Here is a 20,715-nt window from a genome sequence, read left to right on the forward strand (position 1 = left end):
TTGCTCTTTAAAAGCTGGCTCCGTATTTCTTACCAAAGAACTTGGCTTGCAGGAAGGACAGCCCCTTCTTCCACAGGTTGACCTTTTCCATGTAGATAAAGGGCACTTCTTTAACTGTGAGATCCTGCTTATCCAACCAGACATTGAAGAGGATTTCACTGACTCGGCCAAAGAGACGGGCTTCAAAGGCTGTTAGAACCTTGGTATCGATCCTTTGGTAGAGCTCTTGCAAAATCGGAAAAAGCCAAGCACAGTAGGCATCCGAATTTGTCTTAGACATCAGATACATATTAAACATATAGCCTGAGCGCTGCTGCATAACCCGGTCAAAGGCCGCCAGATAGTCTGGCTGAATTTGCTCGATAATGGCCCTCGCTTCGTCCAAATGACTACCATCAAAGGTGTGGGCATAGTGGGAATAAAGGGTTTCGATATAGTATTTACGGCGCTTGGGAACGATGACGTCAGCCTGCTCCAAGAGCCTATCACAGTCCTCCTGACTGAGCACCACCTGATTGATATCCAGACCTTCCTTATAACGCACCCCATCTTTAGCAAAATACCGCCGATAGTGTACCTGCCCCAGATAATCACAATCCAGATTCTTCCAAGCCCAGTAGAGCCCTGTCAGTTCGCTGTAGTATGGATTGCGCTCTGAGATGTTCTCACCTCTATCATCTGGCGTGTAACCAATATCAGGTTTGCCTTTAGCGCCGACTTGGATCGGCAGATAAAGCTTGGTATCCTGCGGCATGACAAAAGGTTTATGCGCCGCCACAAGCAACGTAATGTCTTTCACAACTACTCCTTACTTCTTATAATAATGATAAAGATAGCGGATGAAATCATCCCTGATAACAAGGCTGACAAGGACGTAAACCAATCCAAATACAGTCGCTGTTACAGCCAAGATAAGAAAATTTGAGGCTCCGCTCAAGAGCCCTATATAGAGCGCTAGAGCTGCTAAACTCGCTAAAAGTGTCGCTAGGAAGTTTTTATAGTAGTGCAGCTGAGATAGAATCTCTCTGAGAAAATCACGCAGCACATAGATTTGGTAGGCAGTGACAAAGGTCTCGGCCACCAGAGTGCCAAAGGCTGCTCCTGCTGCGCCAAAACGAGGAATGCAGATGGTATTGATGATGAGATCGACTACTGCACCTAGGGCCACTGATTTGAGCACCTCATTTTCCCGTTCGGTCGGCACCAAAATCTGGATCCCCAAGAGATTGGATAGGCCGATCAAAAAGAGCGTCGGCATAATCAGCTGCATGGGCAGGATAGAGCCTGTGTAGCTCGTCCCTGACAGGAAATAGATGCCCTGCTTAGCAAAGAGGGTAAAATAGACCCAGAGCGGAATCGCAATAAAACCAATAAACTGCAGGGACCTCACGCTCAGGCGATAAAATTCCTCTTTACGCTCATGCTTAACATAGTAAGACAGACGAGGCAAGAGAACACTGCCCATCGATGTTACAAGACTGACCAAGATAGCCTTGATTTTGACTGAGGCATTGTAATAACCGACAGCCGCATCCCCCTTCATAAAGCCCAGCATGACGGCATCCAGATTGGTGTAGATAGTCGTCGCTACTGTCATCATAAAAAAGCTAAAGATAGGCTGAAGATGCTGGCGCAGATCCATATTAGCATACCACTTAAGCTTGAGGTGGCGTCTCAGATTGATGAAGTTAAAGAAATTCGAACCCACACTAGCCAGAATGGTAATAGCTCCGTAAATGACATAATCTCCCTGATCGTGAACCAACAGAAACATAAGCGCCAAGGATACGAACTTAAGAACGATCGAGCGTACAGTAATGTAAGCGTACTGTTCCAAAGCCTTATAGAGCCACTCGCAGCCGATTAAGTTGAAAACGAGGGTAGCAATATTAATCATAAACAGCGTTTTATCCTGAGCCATGCGAGGGACTGCAGCGATAGCGACTAGGTAAGCAGTCAGCGATAGCGCCATGGCTAGGCCATTGATGACCATAATCTCCTGAACTGTCTTGGACAGCCGCTCCTTATCATCGCGCACCTTGGCACAGGCTCGAATGCCATAGGTCGGAATGCCCAGCATCCCAATCATGGCAAAGTAGGACACGATAGAGGTCGCAAAGGCTACCTTACCAGTCCCCACCGGCAAAAGAACCCGCGAGACGTAAGGGAAGGTTACTAAGGGAAAGACAATATTCGAAATGGTCAAAATGAAATTCATGATGATGTTCATCTGAACAGAAATCTTCTTTTCAGCCATCAGCTTTCCACCACTCTCTTCTCAATCGGCAAAATCTTTATCATCAGTGAGCTCCCCTTCCGCTTAATACTTGTCTCACCGTCAAAAGAGTTATTTTGACATCTAATCTAAAAGAAAAATGCCGCGGATAATAAAGTTCTAGCTGGCAACGCTCAGGATATAAAACATCGCTGCGTCCAGAAACCTGCCACCAGCCTGTAGCACCTGGTTTCACCGACAGCAATTCTTTCTTTCCTTGCTCTGTATATTCCTCGAGTTCAGCAGCTAAGATTGGCCGAGGACCAACAAAACTCATATCTCCCTTTAAAATATTGATAAACTGAGGAAATTCATCCAAACTTGTCCTGCGGATAAAGCCACCGATTTTAGTTAAGCGGGGATCCTCGCCCTCGGGGAATTTATAACCATTAGACAGATATTTCTGATAGAGCTCTTTATCTTGCTTGAGCATTTCTTCGGCATTTTCCACCATAGAGCGGAATTTGATGATTTTAAAGGTTTGGCCATTTAGCCCCATTCGCTCTTGGGTAAAAACAACTCTCCCCTTGTCCTTGCCAAATGAATAACAGCAAAGAATGATAGCAGCTAAAGGCAAGAAAAAAACAACAGTACCGACAAGACCGACCACAATATCTAAACTGCGTTTGATATAGCGATTGTAGATGCCTTGTTTTGCTGTTATTTCATGCTCCAATGTTAGCCCATTTCCCATAAATTTTTATCACTTCCTATTCTAAGAAAATATGCCCTGATATTACTCTCCCAGATAATATTAAAAATACAGCGATATCGCTTATCATTTTATCATTTTTACATACGTTTTACAATGTCACCAAACTGAAATTTTTAAGTAAAAATCTCAGTGCCATCAGTCTAGCATAGGGGAGAAATGAGGGTTGCTTAGACCAAGACTCTCTGCTACTGCGGACGTATTCTTCTTTAAAATTCATTCGATATATCACCTGTCAAAAAAAGTGCCTCGTCATAGTAAAAGTCGCATCAGGACATCCTGCTAAAATGCGAATTCTTCTACATTATACAGGTCTAAGCTTCTATTTATCATAATTTACGAGACAAAATTCCTAAAAAATTTAAAAAAGGAGGGGAGATTCAGTCAGTAATTATGATAAAATCACAATTTTGATTTTCCTCGCTCTCTTATTTTAAGGTTCAGAGCTTTGCTGCTTTTCTCTTTTTAGGCAGCAGGCTTTGGCCGTCTATCACCTGACGGTGCCAACCTCCACAGTATCTCAATATCATATGAATCAAGTGCACCTAAAAAGCCACCACCAGATGGTGATGGCTTAACAATTTGAGCAGCGGCCCTATTATTTAAGAGTTACACTTGCTCCAGCTTCTTCAAGCTTAGCTTTCATTTCTTCAGCTTCAGCTGCTGCTACACCTTCTTTAAGTACTGATGGTGCATTGTCAACGAGAGCTTTAGCTTCTTTAAGACCTTCGCCAGTGATTTCACGAACAACCTTGATAACAGCAACTTTCTTGTCACCGCCAGCAGTCAATTCAACATCAAATGAATCTTTAGCAGCACCTGCATCTTCTGCACCAGCTGCGCCAGCTGCAGCTACAGGAGCGGCTGCAGTTACACCAAATTCTTCTTCGATAGCTTTTACAAGATCGTTCAATTCAAGGATTGAAGCTTCTTTAATTTCAGCAATAATGTTTTCAATGTTCAATGCCATTGTCATTTCCTCCAAATATGTTTTTGTTTTAGATAGGCTGTAGCTCTAGGCTACCAACTGCGATGAACTGCTTAAGCAGCACCGTCTTCTTCTTTGCTGTCGGCAACAGCCTTGACAGCGTAAGCAACGTTGCGCACTGGCGCTTGAAGTACAGAAAGGAGCATAGAAAGCATACCTTCGCGGTTTGGCAGGGTTGCCAATGCTTGGATCTCTTCTTTTGAAGAAACAGCACCTTCGATTGCACCGCCCTTGATTTCAAGTGCGTCAGCTTCTTTTGCAAAGTCGTTGATGATTTTTGCTGGTGCTACAACATCTTCGTTTGAAAAGGCTACAGCAGATGGTCCAACAAAAAGGTCTTTCATGTCGTCGAGACCAGCTTTTTCAGCTGCACGTGACAGGATTGAGTTTTTGATCACTTTCAGCTCAATACCGCTTTCACGAAGTGAGCGACGAAGATTAGTGTCTTGCTCAACTGTCAAACCACGTGAATCAACAACCACAAGAGCCGCAGCAGCTTTCATCTTTTCAGCAACGACTTCGACCAGTTCGGCTTTTTTTGCAATAATAGCTTCACTCATTAGTTTTACCTCCGTTATTATTTTGTCTGGAAACGAAAAAAATCGCATCCAAACCCAGACACGAAAGTACAAATACGTTTTATAGCAGCCCAGAAAATTTCTGAGTCTTTTAGTCCTACGTTTTTGTGCCTCGGCAGGATGTTTATGAGTTGAACTCCCCTGCTGTCTTAGGTCGGTTATATAAAACCTAAGCATTATACTAACATGGATCTAAATAAGTGTCAAGGCTTACGTATAAAATAAAATGAAAAATCTTTCTTAGACTAGGGTGAAAAGCTCGTCTGATTTTGATATGATGGAAGTGCTTAGATAACAAACCTGCCGTATCTTGAGAATTGCGACACTTCGAACCTACGGTCGATCATACCGAAGGTTCGAAGTTAGTAATTGGCATAGCAAACTACCATAGTAGTTTGTGTAGTAGAGCAAGACCTAAGGTCTTAGCGATATTTTGCCAATTGAACACGAAGCTAATCTCTTCGGAAAAAAGACCGACTTCCTTGTGTCCAAGGACACGGCGTCTGTCGCATATTTTTCAGTCAGAGATTTTCGCTAAGCGAACCGCTTCTTTGTATCTTAACTTAACTGAACACGGGCTAAAAGCTCGGGATTTAGATAAGCTGCCTTGTATGCCAGCATACAGCGTCATCTTCCTAAAATCCTAGTCGCTTTTGACGCCCTTGCGACACTTCGTTTGGTTAGTCGATTTTACTAACCAAACGAAGTTAGTGGGAGAGGTAGCCAATTCACCATAGTGATTGGCGTTTGTTATCAAGTGCGAAGCGCTTAGATAACAAACCTCTGCCGTATCTTAATTGAACACGGAGTTTTGTAATGAAAAAACGAATATTCTGGATTATTATAGGCTTGATGATGCTGGGGATTGCTATGCGTTCTCCATTTACCACTATTCCAACTATCCTACCTGATATCGCTAAAAGTCTGGGGGTATCTGTCAGCTCGCTAGGGGCCTTGACTTCTATTCCGCTGCTCATGTTTGCAATTTTTTCTTCGCTAGCCCCTAAACTGGCGCGCGTCTTTGGTCTTGAGCGGCTGATTGCTGCGGTACTTCTAATCATGGCAATGGGGTCAGCGCTTCGTATTATCTCATTACCTACCCTCTATCTAGGAACCATCCTAATCGGAGCAACCATTGCTTGTGTCAATGTTTTGCTCCCCAGTATTGTCGCTACTTATTTTCCCCACAAGGCTGGTGCCTACACTACGCTTTATACCAGCGTTATGGGGCTCTCTTCTACTATCCTGACCTCTTTAGCTTCCCCAATATCGAGTGTTTTTAGCTGGCGTGGTTTTATTCTCCTGCTGTCAGGTATTATCCTGTTAGGCTTCATCCTTTGGCTGCCCAATACCAGAAATCCTCGTCAAATCCAAAAAGAAAGCGCACAAGGAGAAAACAGCCACTCGCAAAATCTCTGGAAAAACCCCTACGCCCTTGCTATGTTGGTCTTCGGAGGCCTGCAGTCTCTGCTCTTTTATACAGAGTTAACCTGGCTGCCGACACTATCACAAGCTTCTGGTATGTCGGCTGATCAGGCAGGCTCCCTGCTTGGCCTCTACAATCTGGTCAGTCTGCCCATGTCTCTGACAATCCCCTCCTTGGTAAGCCGACAAAAACGTCGAGCAAGAACCGCGATCATGCTTGGTTTTGTTGGGCTGACCATATTGGGGTTGGCTATCCTGCTGCTTTCGCCAGCTGATTATTTTCTTTGGGCAATCGGTCATATCAGCCTAGGTTTGTCAGTAGCTGCGTTATTTCCCTATATGTTGGTTAGTTTCAATCTCAAAACAAGCCATGCTCAAAATACGGCTCGCCTTTCAGGAATGGTTCAAACTGGCGGTTATCTCTTAGCCTCAATTGGCCCCATTGTCCTCGGCTACAGTCAGGAAATTTTTGGAACATGGGATGCACTGCTGTGGATTCTAGCCTTGGTTACAGTCATTGTAAGCGGGGCTCTGGTTACCTTTGAGAGAGTCGATAAAATTTTATAAGAAACAATCAATCGCCTTCCTGCAGGGGAAGGCGATTGTTCTTTACCTAAGATTTCCAGATAGGACTTCAATATCCTGCGGTCGCGTACGACAGCAGCCTCCAACAACCTTGGCACCAAGTTTGTGCCAGTCTTTAGTATTTTCTAATAGACTGTGAGAATGGTCAGCCGATTGAGTCCACGTTTGACTGGCTCCATCATAAACTTCACCAGAATTGGGATAGGTGACAAGGGGCTTTTGAGTGCACTGTCTCAGCCGACTCAGAAACTCATGATAGACATTGGGTGAACTACAATTCAGTCCCACAGCTAAAATCTGTGAACTAGCATTCACGAGCTCAGCAACTGTTGCAATATCTGTACCATCCGAAATGGTCTGTCCATCCTGCGAGGTGAAGCTCATATAAGCCTCGACTTCTGGAAATTCTTCAGCCAAAAGTTCACTGAGAACCTGTGCTTCAAGGAAATTGGGTATGGTCTCCAGAGCTATGAGGTCTACCCCTTCTTGGATCAAGAGTGCAATTCGCGGACGGTGGAAGTCCTTGAGTGCCTCTTTTGTGATAGAGCCGTACTGTCCCGTATATTCGGAGCCATCGGCCAGATAAGCTGCGTAAGGCCCCACATCTCCGCTGATCAAAGGAAAGGGACGCTTGGCTTTTTCTTGGTCGCTAAGTTCATTCCAAACCTTATCGCGAGCCTGCTTGGCTAGGGTGACAGTCAGGGCGATGACTGTTTCAGCCTTTTCTTGACTGAGCCCGTAATCCAAAAGTCCGGGTAGGGTTGCCTGATAGCTGGAGGTTGTCACAATATCGCTGCCGGCTCGCAGATAGGTTTCATGGATATCTTGGATATAATCAGGATTTTCTAGGAGATACTTGGCCGACCAGAGTTTACCGGAAACATCATGCCCTCGGTACTCCAACTCGGTCCCCAAGGCACCGTGCAAGATAATATAATCCTGTGATTGTAGTAATGATTGAAATGTTCCCATAAGTGTCCTTTCTACCACTTTTTAAAGCGGATAAAATGATAAATGTAGCAAAGAATGACAAAGGGGACGCCAAAATAAAGGCCGGCTCTTTGAGAGGGATCCCAAGCGATTCCGATGATAGAAACGATAAGGAGAAGGATTGTTAGATAAGGCAGTATCGGGCTGTGTGGTGTTTTGTAGTCCAATTCATCCAAGCGATGCTCTTTGAGCCAACGCTTGCGAAAGTTGATCTGGGCGATCGGGATTGATAGCCAAACCACCACAACGGCAAATCCCGCAATTGATACTAGGGCTAAGAAAATAGTCTTTTCATAATAGATACTGGCAATCAAAGCAATCACAACACCGATCATTGAGAGGATCATGGCGCGCATTGGCACACCGTTATCATTAATACGGACGATATTCTTACTGATCATGCCTTCATTGGCTAGTGACCAGAGCATGCGGCCAGAGGCATAAAGTCCAGAATTAGCTGCGGACAAAATAGCAGTCAGAATGACAAAGTTCATCAGATCTGCTGCAAAAGGGATCCCAATCTTGTCAAACACGACGACAAAGGGCGCTTCTACGACACCCGCCTGACTCGCTGGCATCAAGGCTGCTAGCACTGCCATAGTCAGACAAAAGAGGAACACCAAGCGTCCAATAGTAGACTTAATGGCAAAGGGAATCTCTTTTTTAGGATTGTCAGTCTCTCCTGCAGCCACTCCGATCAACTCAATCCCTGAAAAGGCATAGTTGACCGATAGGATCACAGTGATGACTCCTAAGAGACCTTTGGGAAAGAGCCCGTCTTTGACGAAATTAGTCAAGAGTGGTGCCTGATGACTTCCCTCATATGGAAGTATCCCAAAAATTGCTAGCCCTCCTAATAGGATAAAGAGAATAATGGCATAGACTTTGATACTAGAAAAGTAATACTCAGTCTCAGCAAACCACTTGACGTTCAAACTATTGACCAAAAAAACTAAAGCTGCAAAACCAGTTGCAAAAACCCAGACAGGCACGCCGGGGAACCAACGCAGCATGAGGTTAGCCGCTCCGATGAACTGGGATGCCAGAGCTACAGTCCAGCAAAGCCAGTAAGACCAGGCAACAGTAAAGCCAGTCCCCGGACTGATGAATCTGGTCGCATAGGTATGAAAAGAGCCTGTAACCGGCATGGCTACGGCTAGCTCTCCTAAAGAAAACATGATCAGATAGACCATGACAGAGCCAAAAAGATAGGACAAGACCGAACCAAGCGGACCTGCCTGAGCAATGGCATAGCCAGAACTCAGGAAGAGACCAGTACCGATGATACCACCGATTGATAGCATCTGCAGATGTCGGCTGCTCATCTTACGCTGGAACTGACCTTCATTTTCAAAATTGTGATTTTCCATAGGGCCTCCAAAAAATTCTTGTCCCTTAATCATACCACAGTTTTGAGACACCAGAACCATTGAATTTTTTTATCACGCGGTATAGAAAGAGACTATAGAAAAAGCAGAAGAGCCCTGTTCTTCAAGACCAGCCTCTGCTGCTTCTTTCTTTGTCTATTTATAGCTGCACACGCTGCTGTGATAGGAGGCCGGCTTTATCGGTTGCCTTTTTCCGTGGGCGGTGGATTATCAACAAGAATAACCACCTAGCCCAATTTAGCATCGGTCAAGATCACGAGACTTGGCCGCCAGCCCTATCACGAGCTAGCATACCTAAGTCAGTCTAACTTATTAGGCTAGGGCTAAGTCGCTCAGGCTAATTTACTCAGGGTAAGCCTCCTAGAACCCTAATCAGAAAGGTGCTAAATCCAAAGCATGCTGAGCTGCCAGATTGAGCAGGCTCCACTGGCGGTCAAATCCTGGTTGGAAGAAGAAATCAGCCTGAGCCAGATCTTCCAAGGTCATCTTGTGACCGACAGCCAGCGATAGAACATTACCCTGAGCTGTGACATCATAGGAGGACAGCACAGCCCCGCCCAAAATCTGATGGGTCAGAGGATTATAGGTTAGGCTGACATAAACTTCTGGATTATGGTCATCAGGAATATAGGCCGGACGCAGGCGGTCGTGGTAAAAACTGGTCTTGTAAGAGACTCCTGCTTTTTCAGCCGTAGAGGCATTGAGGCCACTAGTTGCAAAATGATAGTCAAAGACACTGAGAGCAGAGGAACCGACAACTCCCGCAAAGGCTTGACTCGGTTTAGCTTCAAAGAGATGTTTGACCAGATACTGGGCTTCACGCCGAGCTGTTGTTGCAAGAGCGATCGGCAGAGGCTTATCAGCTGGGATTGACAGAGGAAGAACAGCATCCCCAATGGCATAGACATCAGGCAGATTCGTGCGGAAATATTCATCAACCTTGATAAAACCGCCTGGCTCTAAATCAACCGTTCCCTGCAGCCAGTCGGTGTTAGGCTGAACTCCTGCTGCGACGATCACCAGATCAGCTTTGATTTCTCCCTTGTCAGTGACGACTGTTTGGACCTTGTCGGCGCCTTGGAAGCGCTCGACCTTGGCATTCATATAGAGGTCAACATCGTGACGCTTAAGCTCTTCTGCTACCAGATCAGCTAATTCAGGATTGAGGTAGGTTCCTAGCGGTCGGTCAATCACATCAACCAAGCTAACCTGCTTGCCTCGACTGGCAAAAACATCGACAGCTTCTAGGCCGATGTAGCCAGCACCAATGACGACAACATTTTGAATAGCGGGTGATTCTAGAGCTTCCTTGATTTTAGTCGCCCAATCATACCCACGCATGAGGTAGATATAGTCAAGATCAGCTCCTTCAACCGGCAGACTGACTGGACGGACACCAGAGCTCAAAATCAATTTATCATAGTCTACTTCCTCGGACTGACCCGAGTGCGTATCCTTGACCGTCACGGTCTTTTGCTTTGGATGAATGGCAGTGACTTGGTGGTTGTTAAAAATCTTACCGCCTTTTGCTTCCAAATCAGCCGGCGCAAAATTGCGAACATCATCCTTGGCTGTCACCTCATCCTTGAGGTAGAGTTCCATTCCGCAGGACATAAAGGAGACAAAATCCCCTGCCTCATAGATGGTGACATCCAGATTCTGATACTGATCCAGCAATTCAATGGCGGATTCATGACCACCGTGCGATGCTCCCACAATGACAACTTTCTGCTTATCCATATATAGACCTCCTGGTAAAATACAAAGCCGTTAAGCGTTCCAAAGGAATTTAGGAAATGGAGTGACGATTCACTGAGAATCTAGCGACATCTTTCTAATTCCACAGGAACGTAGGCGGGTTCAGTTAAGTTAAGATACAAAGAAGCGGTTCGCTTAGCGAAAATCTCTGACTGAAAAATAGGCGACAGACGCCGTGTCCTTGGACACAAGGAAGTCGGTCTTTTTTCCGAAGAGATTAGCTTCGTGTTCAATTGGCAAAGTATCGCTAAGACCTTAGGTCTTGCTCTACTACACAAACTACTATGGTAGTTTGCTATGCCAATTACTAACTTCGAACCTTCGGTGCGATCGACCGTAGGTTCGAAGTGTCGCAATTCTCAAGATACGGCAGAGGTTTGAGCTAGCCTCTCGTTAAGCTTACGTGATGCAAAAAGCCAATCTCCTAGTAGGATTTCAGCTGTGCCGCAGTGAAAAGTAACCGCTCTCCACTACGCCCTTATTTTACTGCTCCCAGTATGGGATTTCAAACAATTGGATTATAAATTTGAAGGAGTCTGCTTATCCAGTCAGACTATCATCAGACAATAGCAAAAGAGAAAAAGCACCAGCATTGGATACTGGTGTTTGGTATTGCTTTAGTGATTGTTTTCAAAAGGCTCCATGCTCATCAATTAGTAAATATCCCTACGGTGGCCAACTGATAAGGCTAATATGATCAAGATCTCTCCATAAAAAACGATCTAGCACTGGTACGCATTACGAAAGTAAGAGGCGACACTAGATCTCTATCATTATGCTTATGATAAGATATTGATTATTCAACAAAAAGTCCAAATAATCAATGACTCTTTATAAACTCTAAAATATCATCATGGATAAATGTTGAACTAGCTACGCCTAGCCCTAGTGAGACTAATTCTTTATCTGTACATTCCAGAACAATGCCATTGATTTCTAGTAAAACTAACATAGCAAATATGCCGATTCGTTTGTTCCCATCCAAGAATCCATGATTCTTGATTAGTGAATAGCAAAGTCTAGCTGATTTCTCTTCGATCGTAGGATATTGGTCAACACCAAAGTAAGATTCAAAAACATGGGCACTGCGGATTCCACCATTCCTATATCTCGAATTCCATCAATACCGCCAGAAGTCGAAATGAGCTGACTATGCCATTAAACAATCTGCTTAGCCGTTAATCGCTTCATTTTGCTAATTCCTTAAAGGTGTCTAAGTGGCGTGACAAGATAGAATTTGCTACTTCATCGACACTAGCTTGATCAGCAATAGCTACTTCTGTTTTCTCTTCTCGCACCAAGGTATTGTAGTCAACCAAGACATATTTAGGTTTATTATTCTTTAAAATAACTGCTGTCCCCTTGCTATCTACCATTCTGGCAACTTTTGAAAAATTTTGATTGGCTTCTGTGATTGGGACTAAATTCTCTAAATTGATTTGCATAGCAATGTCCTCCTTGCCTTTACTTTATCACTTTTCCTCTTAAAAATCAAAAAACTAGGATAAAAACATCCTATAAAAACACCAGCATTAGTTGCTGGTGTTTGGTATTGCCTTAGTGATTGTTTCCAAAGGGCTCCATGCTCATCAATTAGTAAATATCCCTACGATGACCAACTAACTGACAAGGCTAATATGATCAATTCATCGTCTTGAATCTGACAGATGACCCGATAATCACCAATGCGATAACGCCATTGACTGGTGCGATTAGCACTAAGAGCCTTTCCGTACTGCCTTGGATCATTCAGAGCATGTGAAGATAAGTAAGTTGTGATTCGCTTTTGCGTAAACTTATCTAGCTTTTTAAGCTGTTTGACAAACCTTTTAGTCAGAACCAACTTATACAAGATCATCCTCAAAATCAAGTTCAGCTAGCATATCACCCCAACTCATTGGCTCATGGCCTGCCTTAAGGTCATCTAGGTACTCTTGATAAGCTAACTCACCGACATGGGCATCGTATTCATCCTCTAAGGATTCTAAGGTTTTATTGCGGATCAATTCAGACAGGGAGACCCCTTCAAACTTTGCCATTGCTTTCATAAATGTTTTATCTGCTTCAGAAACTTTCAATGTAATAGTTGCCATAATTTTCTCCTATTCTCAAGGTAATACCATTGTATTACTCCATTTGGTAAATGTCAATCTCCAAAGTCACGAGGTAGGCATTATAAAATGATTGATAACTATAATCAGATTATAATTTCAACCCTTTCAGAAACTCATCCAGTTCTGCTTGTGCTTCTGGGGTGGTGCCGTGCAGGTCTTTAAGGAGGCTTTCCAGCTGGGCAGATTTCTCAGCGATGGTTTGGTTGGTCTTGCTTATGTCGGCCATGATGTCTGGAAGCGGGGCAACTGCTTCTTCCTCAAAGGTATCGACATAGCGGGGAATATTGAGGTTATAGCCGTTTTCGACGATCTCCTCGAAACTAGCCAGATGGGCGAATTTGTCCACATCGCGGCGCTCGGTATAGGCCTGTAGGATCTTCTCGATGTGCGCATCCGTCATGGTGTTCTGATTCTTGCCTTTATCAAACTCCTTGGAAGCATCGATAAAGTAGACACTGCGGTCAGATACATCACGATTCTTTTTGAGAATGATGACCGTTGTCGGAATACTGGTGTTAAAGAAGATATTGGCTGGCAGGCCGATCACGGTGTCAATGGCCCCTTCTTCGAGGAGGTGCTGGCGGATCTGCCCTTCGGCATTGCCACGGAAAAGAACCCCATGAGGTAAGACGATAGTCATAACCCCGCCATCCTGCTTGAGATGATAATAACCATGCAGGAGAAAGGCGAAGTCAGCCTTGGACTTAGGCGCCAGCTTGCCATAGGGTGAAAAGCGGGGATCTTCTAGGAAACCAGAGTTTGCAGACCACTTGGCTGAATAAGGCGGATTCATGAGGACACCGTCGAAATTGGTCGGTTCCTCATCAGGCCAGTCAGCGTCCAAGGTGTCGCCGTTGTTGAGGTGCTGATTCTCCACAGGGACATCGTGCAGGATCATGTTCATGCGAGCGAGGTTGTAAGTCGAGGTGTTGAGCTCCTGACCATAATAGCTGACCGTGCCTGGTTGATGGCTGTACTTCTTGGCATTGAGCAGCAGTGAGCCAGATCCCATGGTCGGGTCATAGAGGCTAAAGCCCTTCCGGTCCTCGCGCCCCTGCAGGGCAATGCGGGTCATGAGCTTGGCCACAGGCTGGGGCGTATAGAACTCTCCGGCTTTCTTACCCGAGTCCGAGGCGAACTGACCGATCAGGTACTCATAGGCATCGCCCAGCATATCGCCAGCGTGACCGGCGATCTCCAAACCAGCCAGCTCCTTCATGACACTGGCGATGGTCTGGTTCTGCTTCTGAGGTGTTGCTCCCAGCTTTTTGGAGTAGAGGTCAATATCCTCAAAGAGATTTTCAAAAAGATCATCACTGCGCTCAATATCGCGAAAGCCCTGAGCTAGGGACTCCAGCTGGAAGGTTCCGTTATTGATCGTAGCGATAAGAGCTGTAAAGGTCAGATGGGGCTCAATGCTATAGGACATCTGGTCCATGATGACATCGATCAAGTCCTCATGGGTCTCCTCGTCCGCATAATAGCTGCGGTAGAGCTCAAGCGCCTGCTCCAAATCATCCGTCGGCTCCTGCATGGTCTCAGCCACGTAAAAGAGCATCTTGTCCGACAGATACTTGTAAAAGACCAGGCCCAAGAGATAGGACTTGTACTCATTGGCATCCATCTTGGAGCGGAGGATATCCGCCGAATTCCAAAGTGCCTGATAGAGGGCTTGTGAGGTAGGTGTTTCTGACATAAGTGTTTTCACTTTCTAAAAATAATTTTCGTATTAATATAAGTAGGCCATATTTGAAAAAGCAAAGAAACCATGATATACTCGTGTATACGATATCAAAACATCTGGAGGTGCTCACATGGCTAGCATAAAAGCAAGAAAAGTAGGAAATTCCGTAACTGTAACGCTTCCTAAAGATTTGCACGTTGAAACTGGGCAAGAATTCATCATTGAAAGAGGACGAAACGGTGTTATTCTCCTAGCGCCAAAAATTAAGAATCCCTTTGATGGCAATGATGGTTTGCGGATGGAAGATGACTTTGCGGATCTGAGGTTACTTGATAATGAATGCTAGTTACATTCCCCAAAGGCAGGATATTATCTGGATTAACTTTGATCCTTCTGCTGGTAAGGACATTCAAAAACGTCAACCAGCTCTGGTCGTTTCCAATGAAAACTACAGTAGGCGTACAGGATTTGTGGCTGTCTGCCCCATTACACACGGCCAAGCTAAGTTAAGAGAAAAAGGAATGTTAGTTCCTGTTCATTCAAAAAAGGTGGACGGTGCTGTCAATCCCTTTCAACTGCATACGTTTGACTTCAAAGCCAGACCCATTGAAAAGATTGCCGAACTGGATGATCAAGAATTTGTTATCGTCAAACAACTGATCCAATTTATCTTTTAAAGCTCTTTACAAAGCTGGACAAAAATTCGTCCAGTATTTTTTGTTATGGCTGAATTGTTTGCTTGCTGTCCCAGCATAGCCCTGTAACTACAGAAATATCTCGCAATCCGCTCACAAAAATAAGCGGATTTTAAGCGGATTATGAGCGGATTTTTTAGTAGCCAATGACTTCCTTGCGAACTGTCTCTAAAATCTCATCAGAAACATCAGCTAGATTCAAGAGGAAAACTTTATTTTGCCTTGGATTATAGAGTCCTAGTTTTTCTATCGATTGAAATTCGGGATGAAGGGATTGCATCCCCATCAGGTAATAGACCAATAGCTGAAGCGTCTGGTCTTTGTTGGGCTTAGTTTTTGAAACCTTAAAATCCCACAGGGTATCTGCCGTTAAATAATCACCGTCACCAGTAGTAATGGTATCAGTGTAGCCACCTTCAAAGGTAAAGCCATCCTTTACAATCGGGCCGTACTCTTCAAAGAAGGTCAGACTTCTCTCCACCATCATACGGATATTTAAAATTGTTGCCGCATCTGGCACAATCTCTTCAACAGGTTTATATCCTGACCGACCTGCTCTATAGACCACATCAAAACCAGCTAACTGACAGGCACTGATAATAGAAGTATCGTCAAGACCAGTAATTTGAGAAAGCAAATCGGAAGCTAGCTCTGATTTCTCTATCATGAGAGCGCCAAGTAAAGAAATCTTGAAAGCTTCTTCTAGCGGCGCACCATTCATAAACCGTGTCAGATAGTCCACACAAAGTCCCACCAGCGAAGCGTGAATATTTTCCTCACTACTAAGTTCCTTACCATCTGCCAGCTCATCAACTGAAAATAACTTAGGCGGTAAGTAACCACCATAAGGCTGTTTGATTTGTTTAATACGCTGAGTAACTGATACCATAGTTTTGTCTTTCTAAAAAACTAAATGGAATGGATTCAATTTTTTGCGAAGATATAGCCATAAGTAAAAAACATTTTTAATTTGATAATTTATACTGTTCATCATTACCAGTTTTAAAATGGTAACCTCTGTTTTTCATTTCCTCTAATCGTGAAGTCATTTTATCAATAACTATTGACTGGTAATCTCTAAATTTACTAGGGACTTCAAATTCATATCGTCCGGTACACAAGTAATAATTTCTTATTTGTGGATTGAAGTCAAAATCATCATAATTAGCAGTTGCAGAAAGGACTCTTTGGTATATCCAAAAATTAATATATTGTTCATCATTCAACATATTAATAGCATTCCAAATCTTGTCATCCCAATTTTCAAATTTCATCCATAAATTTTGATGAGAAATATAAATTAATAGAATTAGATCCCTTCTTTTAGCTTTATCATAACTCTCACCAGAAATAGAAATATTTGGAAATCTTTCTCCTAAGTCATGCGGACTGATTATGCCATACTTTTGCAATAGATATAACTTTTGAGAGAAATCGAAACCTGCAGCATCAAGAATTTCATTCCAAAATTCAAATATTTTGTCATTGCTTAATGATTTTATTGGCTCCCATTTTTCTGCAATAATATATTCAATGGCAGGACTATTAATAGATTGTTGGACATAAGATAAGGCTAAATTTAGTAATTTCGCTTGTCGGCTTGATCGAAAGTTAAGGTACTCAGCTGTTAGATATTGATAAAAATCTGTATCGCGTTCTAGCAGCATTGCTTTCGTTAATTCTTCTTCTGACGAAAACAACTTTTCTAACTCTTCAACCATCATATTGGATGCTTCTTCATAAATGAAATAAGCTTGTTTATCTTTTGAAAATAGTCTAGGATACTCATTATTCATAGCAAAACGTTCTTTTCTTGCAGGGAATAATGCATCTACTATCTCTGATGCTTGCGATGAATCTTTGTTATCTTTACCGTTCTCTTCGGAATAGATAGCTGAAATATCTTTTATAGTATTATTGAGTAAACCTTGATAAAAATTTATATGGAATAGGTAGGCATAGATAACAAGTAATTGCTCTTCTATCTGAATATGCCCCAGTTTTCTTCTTTCAAAAAATTCTTGATTGACATAGTCATTGAAATGTTCCCTATCTCTTAGATTTCTTAGCTCACCTTTTACAAGCTGCTTAAATTTTTGAGAAATAACAGTATTGAAAGTTTTCTCCAACAACTCAAAGTAATTATCCCAAATTGAGGATGGATGTAAAACAAAGGGGAGCTCAACTCTTCTGTCAATTATTTTGGATAAATAATTATCTTTTACTTGATTAATCTTAGAAATATCGCCAACAAACACTATCGGGAGCCTTCCCTTTAATAAACTAAATAGTTTATAGGTCTCTTCTTGTTGGTTATTAGAAAGTCTATCAAAATCATCAATGACTAGCACCTTATCATTAATAGGAAATTTGGTTAATAGCCATGAATAAAATCTATCTGACTTTGCTTTGAAGAACTGGAACACAGCCACACACAGAGAAATCCCACCGGCAATTTTTATTACAAGACTAGAAACATATTGAGTTAATCCCATATTAACAACATTGGTCATAAGTATAGAAACGACGACTGCAGTTATAATAAAAACTCGGATTTCCCAATATATGAATGGTTTCAATTTTAAAAGTGATAGTTCAATAATTGAACGCTTATCTTTAGGTTTCCATAAATCCAATATAATGAGCTTTTTATTAAAATATTTTTGTGTCTGGTTGAGAAATTCAGTTTTTCCAGATCCCCATTTACCATTTAGAAAATAGGTTTTATTCTCATGTAGTAAGTTACTAAAATTTTTAGCACCCTTGGAAGTATCAATATATTCAAGATTTATAAAATTTTTATCTTTCATTCATCCTCCTATACAAACATCTCCTGCAAAAGCTTCTTCTTTAAGGTTTCTAGTTGGTCAATTTTTTCTTTATATGATGACATTAAATTATCAATGTTTGAAAAGAATTCACCAATAGTTTGTTGTTCTTCTTGATCAGCTGGAACATATATCTTTAGTCGTGATAGATCTTTAGAATTGATTGCTGGGTAACTTGTTCCTGTACAGTGAAGCAATACGGTATTAACAAATTCATTTCTTTGAAGTGCGACAAAAAGAAATTGACCTGTAATTTTAGGGCGAAGCTGAGCATATCCTGTGGAGAAAACCCAGTCATTCTCGTTGCTATCAAATAAATAATTATTTTTTTGATAAGGTCGAACTGTTTGAAAAAAGATATCACCTTTACTAGCCACTCGTTGAGCCCTTGAAGGGGAACTGTCTATATTCTCTAATCTATATGAAACTAAATTAACTCCTACAACAGATTCTAAATCCACGTATTTAAAATTTTCAGGTAGTTCCGATTTGGGATTAAATTCTGCTATTTCTAATAACCTCTTCTCCTCCCACTCGCCATCAAATCCATCTAAGCGGATTTCAGGGGTGGTCTGTCCTGCCTTTGGAAACATCTTGGACAGCATGGACGCCTTAAAGGCTTGATAGTTGGCCAAATTATCCTTATAGGCAGATAAGAGCTCATCAAGCGTCTGGAAAAGCGACCCGATAGCGGATTGTTCGGGGAGGGAAGGGAGAAGGACAGGCATTGTTATGAAAACTGAATCTTTGATAGCAAATCTGTCAGATCTAGCGCCAGAATCTCCGTTTAATTTCATGAAACGATGCCAATGATTGGACTGAAAATATGTTTCTAGAAAATTCAAATCAATTCTATAGTTCTCTTTACCTCGAAACACAAAGTAAAGAGGAGACATCACTCCAACTCGACCTAAATTATTTCTCTTTATTGGTCCCACAGGTGCAAGATTTGAAATTCTTGGATTATAAACAAAATCATCTGGCCTTACAACATAATACCCATCTAAATTTTTCTTATTAGAAATGTCTTTATCAAAAAAATCTCGTTGATTTACAATTCCAAATTCTGCTGAATTAGTAAGAGTCTCGGTATATTTATTTTCAGTATTTTTCTCCCGAACTTTATCCACTAAATTTGATAAAAAATCGTAATTCCATTCTTCTTCAAATTCTTTGAATCTGAGTTTAGGTACATTTTGTTTCACTATTTACTTCTCCCATTTTAATCTTTTCAATTCTTATACTTTCATTTCATTGATAAAATATTCAGCAACTAAACCAATATTTGAATGGATGACTTCATCTAGCTTTTGCATAATAGTCCGCTCAGTCGTAGTTATACAAAATGGATTTCTATCTACATCTACGGAGTATAATTGTTCTAAGTAACTCTTCATAAGTTCAAGTTGCTCTTCCTTATTTTCTACCTTCCTTAAAGAATCACCAAAAATAACTTCAAGAGTGCTAATCTCACTATTTAAAAATTGTAAAATATAATCTCTATATTTTCCAGCAATTCCAAACATATTGTTAAATAGGTCTCTAACCTCCTTAGGAACTGATCGGCTAATCTTAATTTGATAGTCAATTTTCCCGTTATTTTCTTTACGGATCCTCAATATTATTTCATCACCACACTTTTCAATTATCGTGAAGTAAGGATGATAAATATTCAAGTAATCAAATTTATCTCCTTTGCATCTATTGCAATGTTCACAATAATAAACTAAATTATCTGGATATATTACTAATTGATGATAAAAACTTTTTGGGAAAATATGTTCAAGTGTCTTGTGATAGCCAAACTGTGGGTAGAAAGTAATCCCACACGCTGGACAAAAATTAATGTTAGCAACGACATTATATCTTTCTATTCTTGAACGATAACGCTCCCAAAATTTCTTAACCTTTATGCTCTGAAAAATTTTTTTATTCTTATCTATATGGCATGTTAAGAAATCAGTTACCTCAGTGTTTGGATAATTATCTAATGCCCCTTCATCATATAATAACTTTAAAAGTTTTAAGGCTTTCTTTTCCTCATCACTAATATTTTCTTTGGATAAATTATCTAAAAGCTTTCGATAATTAGAATCACTTTTACTTATTTTTTCAAACATTATCTACTTATCATTTCTCCTCATCATTAATAATTTTCTAAAAAGACTCGCATCTCTCCCTAAATCAATACTATCCAGCTCTTCATCAGTAAGCCCATACTTTTCTGGAGTATTTATAATATCCTTTATAAGTAAATAAAAACCTGAATTGTATTGATCTAATTTAAAAATAGTAGTTGTTAGAGTTGATAAATTTTCTCCGAATGTTTGGTATGGTGGCTCAGACATTTTAAAGAAGCCACGTTCATCTTTTTCCATTATTTTGACACAATCTTTTGGAAGTTCTTGAACAATAATTGGAGAATGGGTTGTCAACAAACAGAATCCATCCTTTCTTTCCATTATTTCTGAGATAGCTCTAATAAAATTAGAGACCAGAGGGGGGTGTAAAAACAACTCTGGTTCATCAATTAATACAAGAGAATATCTTTTAGTTCTTAAATTGTCAAATTAAGTTGGACAGTTTCACCTGACTCAGAAAAACATGATAAGGGGTTTGATAATTTAAAGATTTTCTAGGAATTCTATTTCTCTTATCAGCTATAGCTGATAAGGTGTTTTGTGAAACACCTTTA

At 41.6% G+C, this 20,715-nt stretch carries 19 protein-coding genes, 3 pseudogenes and 1 other annotated feature; of the genes and pseudogenes, 3 read left to right on the plus strand and 19 right to left on the minus strand.

What is annotated here, in order from left to right; translation table 11 throughout:
- Positions 1-7: 7 nt before the first annotated feature.
- The 5 genes from AC4HAO_RS03020 to rplJ form a co-directional block, all read right to left on the minus strand.
- Positions 8-799: a DUF4422 domain-containing protein gene (locus AC4HAO_RS03020; RefSeq protein ID WP_491134545.1), complete on the minus strand. Its 792-nt coding sequence runs from the start codon at positions 797-799 to the stop codon at positions 8-10.
- Between the two features lie 9 nt (positions 800-808).
- Positions 809-2,257: a flippase gene (locus AC4HAO_RS03025; protein ID WP_491134546.1), complete on the minus strand. Its 1,449-nt coding sequence runs from the start codon at positions 2,255-2,257 to the stop codon at positions 809-811.
- A gap of 43 nt (positions 2,258-2,300) precedes the next feature.
- A complete protein-coding gene (locus tag AC4HAO_RS03030) occupies positions 2,301-2,969 on the minus strand; it encodes a sugar transferase (protein WP_491134547.1) in 669 nt (222 codons plus the stop codon).
- A gap of 616 nt (positions 2,970-3,585) precedes the next feature.
- Positions 3,586-3,957, minus strand: coding sequence for a 50S ribosomal protein L7/L12 (gene rplL, locus AC4HAO_RS03035; protein WP_447451350.1), 372 nt, complete (start codon positions 3,955-3,957; stop codon positions 3,586-3,588).
- 71 nt (positions 3,958-4,028) lie between these two features.
- Entirely contained in the window at positions 4,029-4,535 is a 507-nt protein-coding gene (gene rplJ / locus AC4HAO_RS03040; RefSeq protein WP_447451349.1) for a 50S ribosomal protein L10, read from the minus strand.
- A gap of 26 nt (positions 4,536-4,561) precedes the next feature.
- Positions 4,562-4,725, minus strand: a sequence feature (ribosomal protein L10 leader region).
- Positions 4,726-5,369: 644 nt separating this feature from the next.
- Between rplJ and AC4HAO_RS03045 the strand changes: the two genes are divergently transcribed.
- Positions 5,370-6,545, plus strand: a complete 1,176-nt coding sequence (locus AC4HAO_RS03045) for an MFS transporter (protein ID WP_491134548.1) — start codon at positions 5,370-5,372, stop codon at positions 6,543-6,545.
- A gap of 42 nt (positions 6,546-6,587) precedes the next feature.
- Here the strand turns inward: AC4HAO_RS03045 and mmuM are convergent, their stop codons facing one another.
- The 8 genes and pseudogenes from mmuM to AC4HAO_RS03085 form a co-directional block, all read right to left on the minus strand.
- Positions 6,588-7,535, minus strand: coding sequence for a homocysteine S-methyltransferase (mmuM, locus tag AC4HAO_RS03050; RefSeq protein ID WP_491134549.1), 948 nt, complete (start codon positions 7,533-7,535; stop codon positions 6,588-6,590).
- Positions 7,536-7,546: 11 nt separating this feature from the next.
- Positions 7,547-8,923: an amino acid permease gene (locus AC4HAO_RS03055; protein ID WP_447451346.1), complete on the minus strand. Its 1,377-nt coding sequence runs from the start codon at positions 8,921-8,923 to the stop codon at positions 7,547-7,549.
- A gap of 390 nt (positions 8,924-9,313) precedes the next feature.
- Complete coding sequence (locus AC4HAO_RS03060) at positions 9,314-10,681, minus strand: FAD-dependent oxidoreductase (protein WP_491134551.1); 1,368 nt, start codon at positions 10,679-10,681, stop codon at positions 9,314-9,316.
- Between the two features lie 838 nt (positions 10,682-11,519).
- Positions 11,520-11,792: a type II toxin-antitoxin system death-on-curing family toxin gene (locus AC4HAO_RS03065; protein ID WP_491134558.1), complete on the minus strand. Its 273-nt coding sequence runs from the start codon at positions 11,790-11,792 to the stop codon at positions 11,520-11,522.
- A 94-nt stretch (positions 11,793-11,886) separates the two neighbouring features.
- Entirely contained in the window at positions 11,887-12,144 is a 258-nt protein-coding gene (locus tag AC4HAO_RS03070) for a type II toxin-antitoxin system Phd/YefM family antitoxin (protein WP_491134552.1), read from the minus strand.
- Between the two features lie 148 nt (positions 12,145-12,292).
- Positions 12,293-12,551, minus strand: a pseudogene (locus AC4HAO_RS03075) (type II toxin-antitoxin system RelE family toxin).
- On the minus strand, positions 12,544-12,792 hold the full coding sequence (relB, locus tag AC4HAO_RS03080) for a type II toxin-antitoxin system RelB family antitoxin (protein ID WP_491134553.1): 249 nt from the start codon (positions 12,790-12,792) through the stop codon (positions 12,544-12,546). Before relB ends, AC4HAO_RS03075 begins: the two are co-directional and overlap by 8 nt.
- A 109-nt stretch (positions 12,793-12,901) precedes the next feature.
- On the minus strand, positions 12,902-14,509 hold the full coding sequence (locus tag AC4HAO_RS03085; protein ID WP_491134554.1) for a type I restriction-modification system subunit M: 1,608 nt from the start codon (positions 14,507-14,509) through the stop codon (positions 12,902-12,904).
- Positions 14,510-14,627: 118 nt separating this feature from the next.
- Between AC4HAO_RS03085 and mazE the strand changes: the two genes are divergently transcribed.
- Together mazE and AC4HAO_RS03095 are read left to right on the plus strand one after the other, a co-directional pair.
- Positions 14,628-14,843 (plus strand): type II toxin-antitoxin system PemI/MazE family antitoxin, encoded by a 216-nt coding sequence (gene mazE / locus AC4HAO_RS03090; RefSeq protein ID WP_491134555.1) that lies wholly within the window; start codon positions 14,628-14,630, stop codon positions 14,841-14,843.
- Positions 14,833-15,174: a type II toxin-antitoxin system PemK/MazF family toxin gene (locus tag AC4HAO_RS03095; protein ID WP_491134556.1), complete on the plus strand. Its 342-nt coding sequence runs from the start codon at positions 14,833-14,835 to the stop codon at positions 15,172-15,174. Before mazE ends, AC4HAO_RS03095 begins: the two co-directional genes overlap by 11 nt.
- Positions 15,175-15,328: 154 nt before the next feature.
- On the opposite strand, the gene AC4HAO_RS03100 is transcribed toward AC4HAO_RS03095, so the two are convergent.
- The 6 genes and pseudogenes from AC4HAO_RS03100 to AC4HAO_RS03125 form a co-directional block, all read right to left on the minus strand.
- Positions 15,329-16,081 (minus strand): hypothetical protein, encoded by a 753-nt coding sequence (locus AC4HAO_RS03100; RefSeq protein ID WP_491134557.1) that lies wholly within the window; start codon positions 16,079-16,081, stop codon positions 15,329-15,331.
- A 76-nt stretch (positions 16,082-16,157) separates the two neighbouring features.
- Positions 16,158-18,002: a P-loop NTPase fold protein gene (locus tag AC4HAO_RS03105; RefSeq protein ID WP_491092943.1), complete on the minus strand. Its 1,845-nt coding sequence runs from the start codon at positions 18,000-18,002 to the stop codon at positions 16,158-16,160.
- Between the two features lie 8 nt (positions 18,003-18,010).
- A complete protein-coding gene (locus AC4HAO_RS03110; protein ID WP_491092942.1) occupies positions 18,011-19,225 on the minus strand; it encodes a restriction endonuclease subunit S in 1,215 nt (404 codons plus the stop codon).
- Between the two features lie 33 nt (positions 19,226-19,258).
- Positions 19,259-20,140, minus strand: coding sequence for an HNH endonuclease (locus AC4HAO_RS03115; protein WP_491092941.1), 882 nt, complete (start codon positions 20,138-20,140; stop codon positions 19,259-19,261).
- 3 nt (positions 20,141-20,143) lie between these two features.
- Positions 20,144-20,554: pseudogene (locus AC4HAO_RS03120) on the minus strand (AAA family ATPase); the annotation flags it as partial.
- Between the two features lie 31 nt (positions 20,555-20,585).
- A pseudogene (locus tag AC4HAO_RS03125) lies at positions 20,586-20,715 on the minus strand (IS30 family transposase); the annotation flags it as partial.

The organism is Streptococcus sp. ELY_137, from assembly GCF_058314515.1.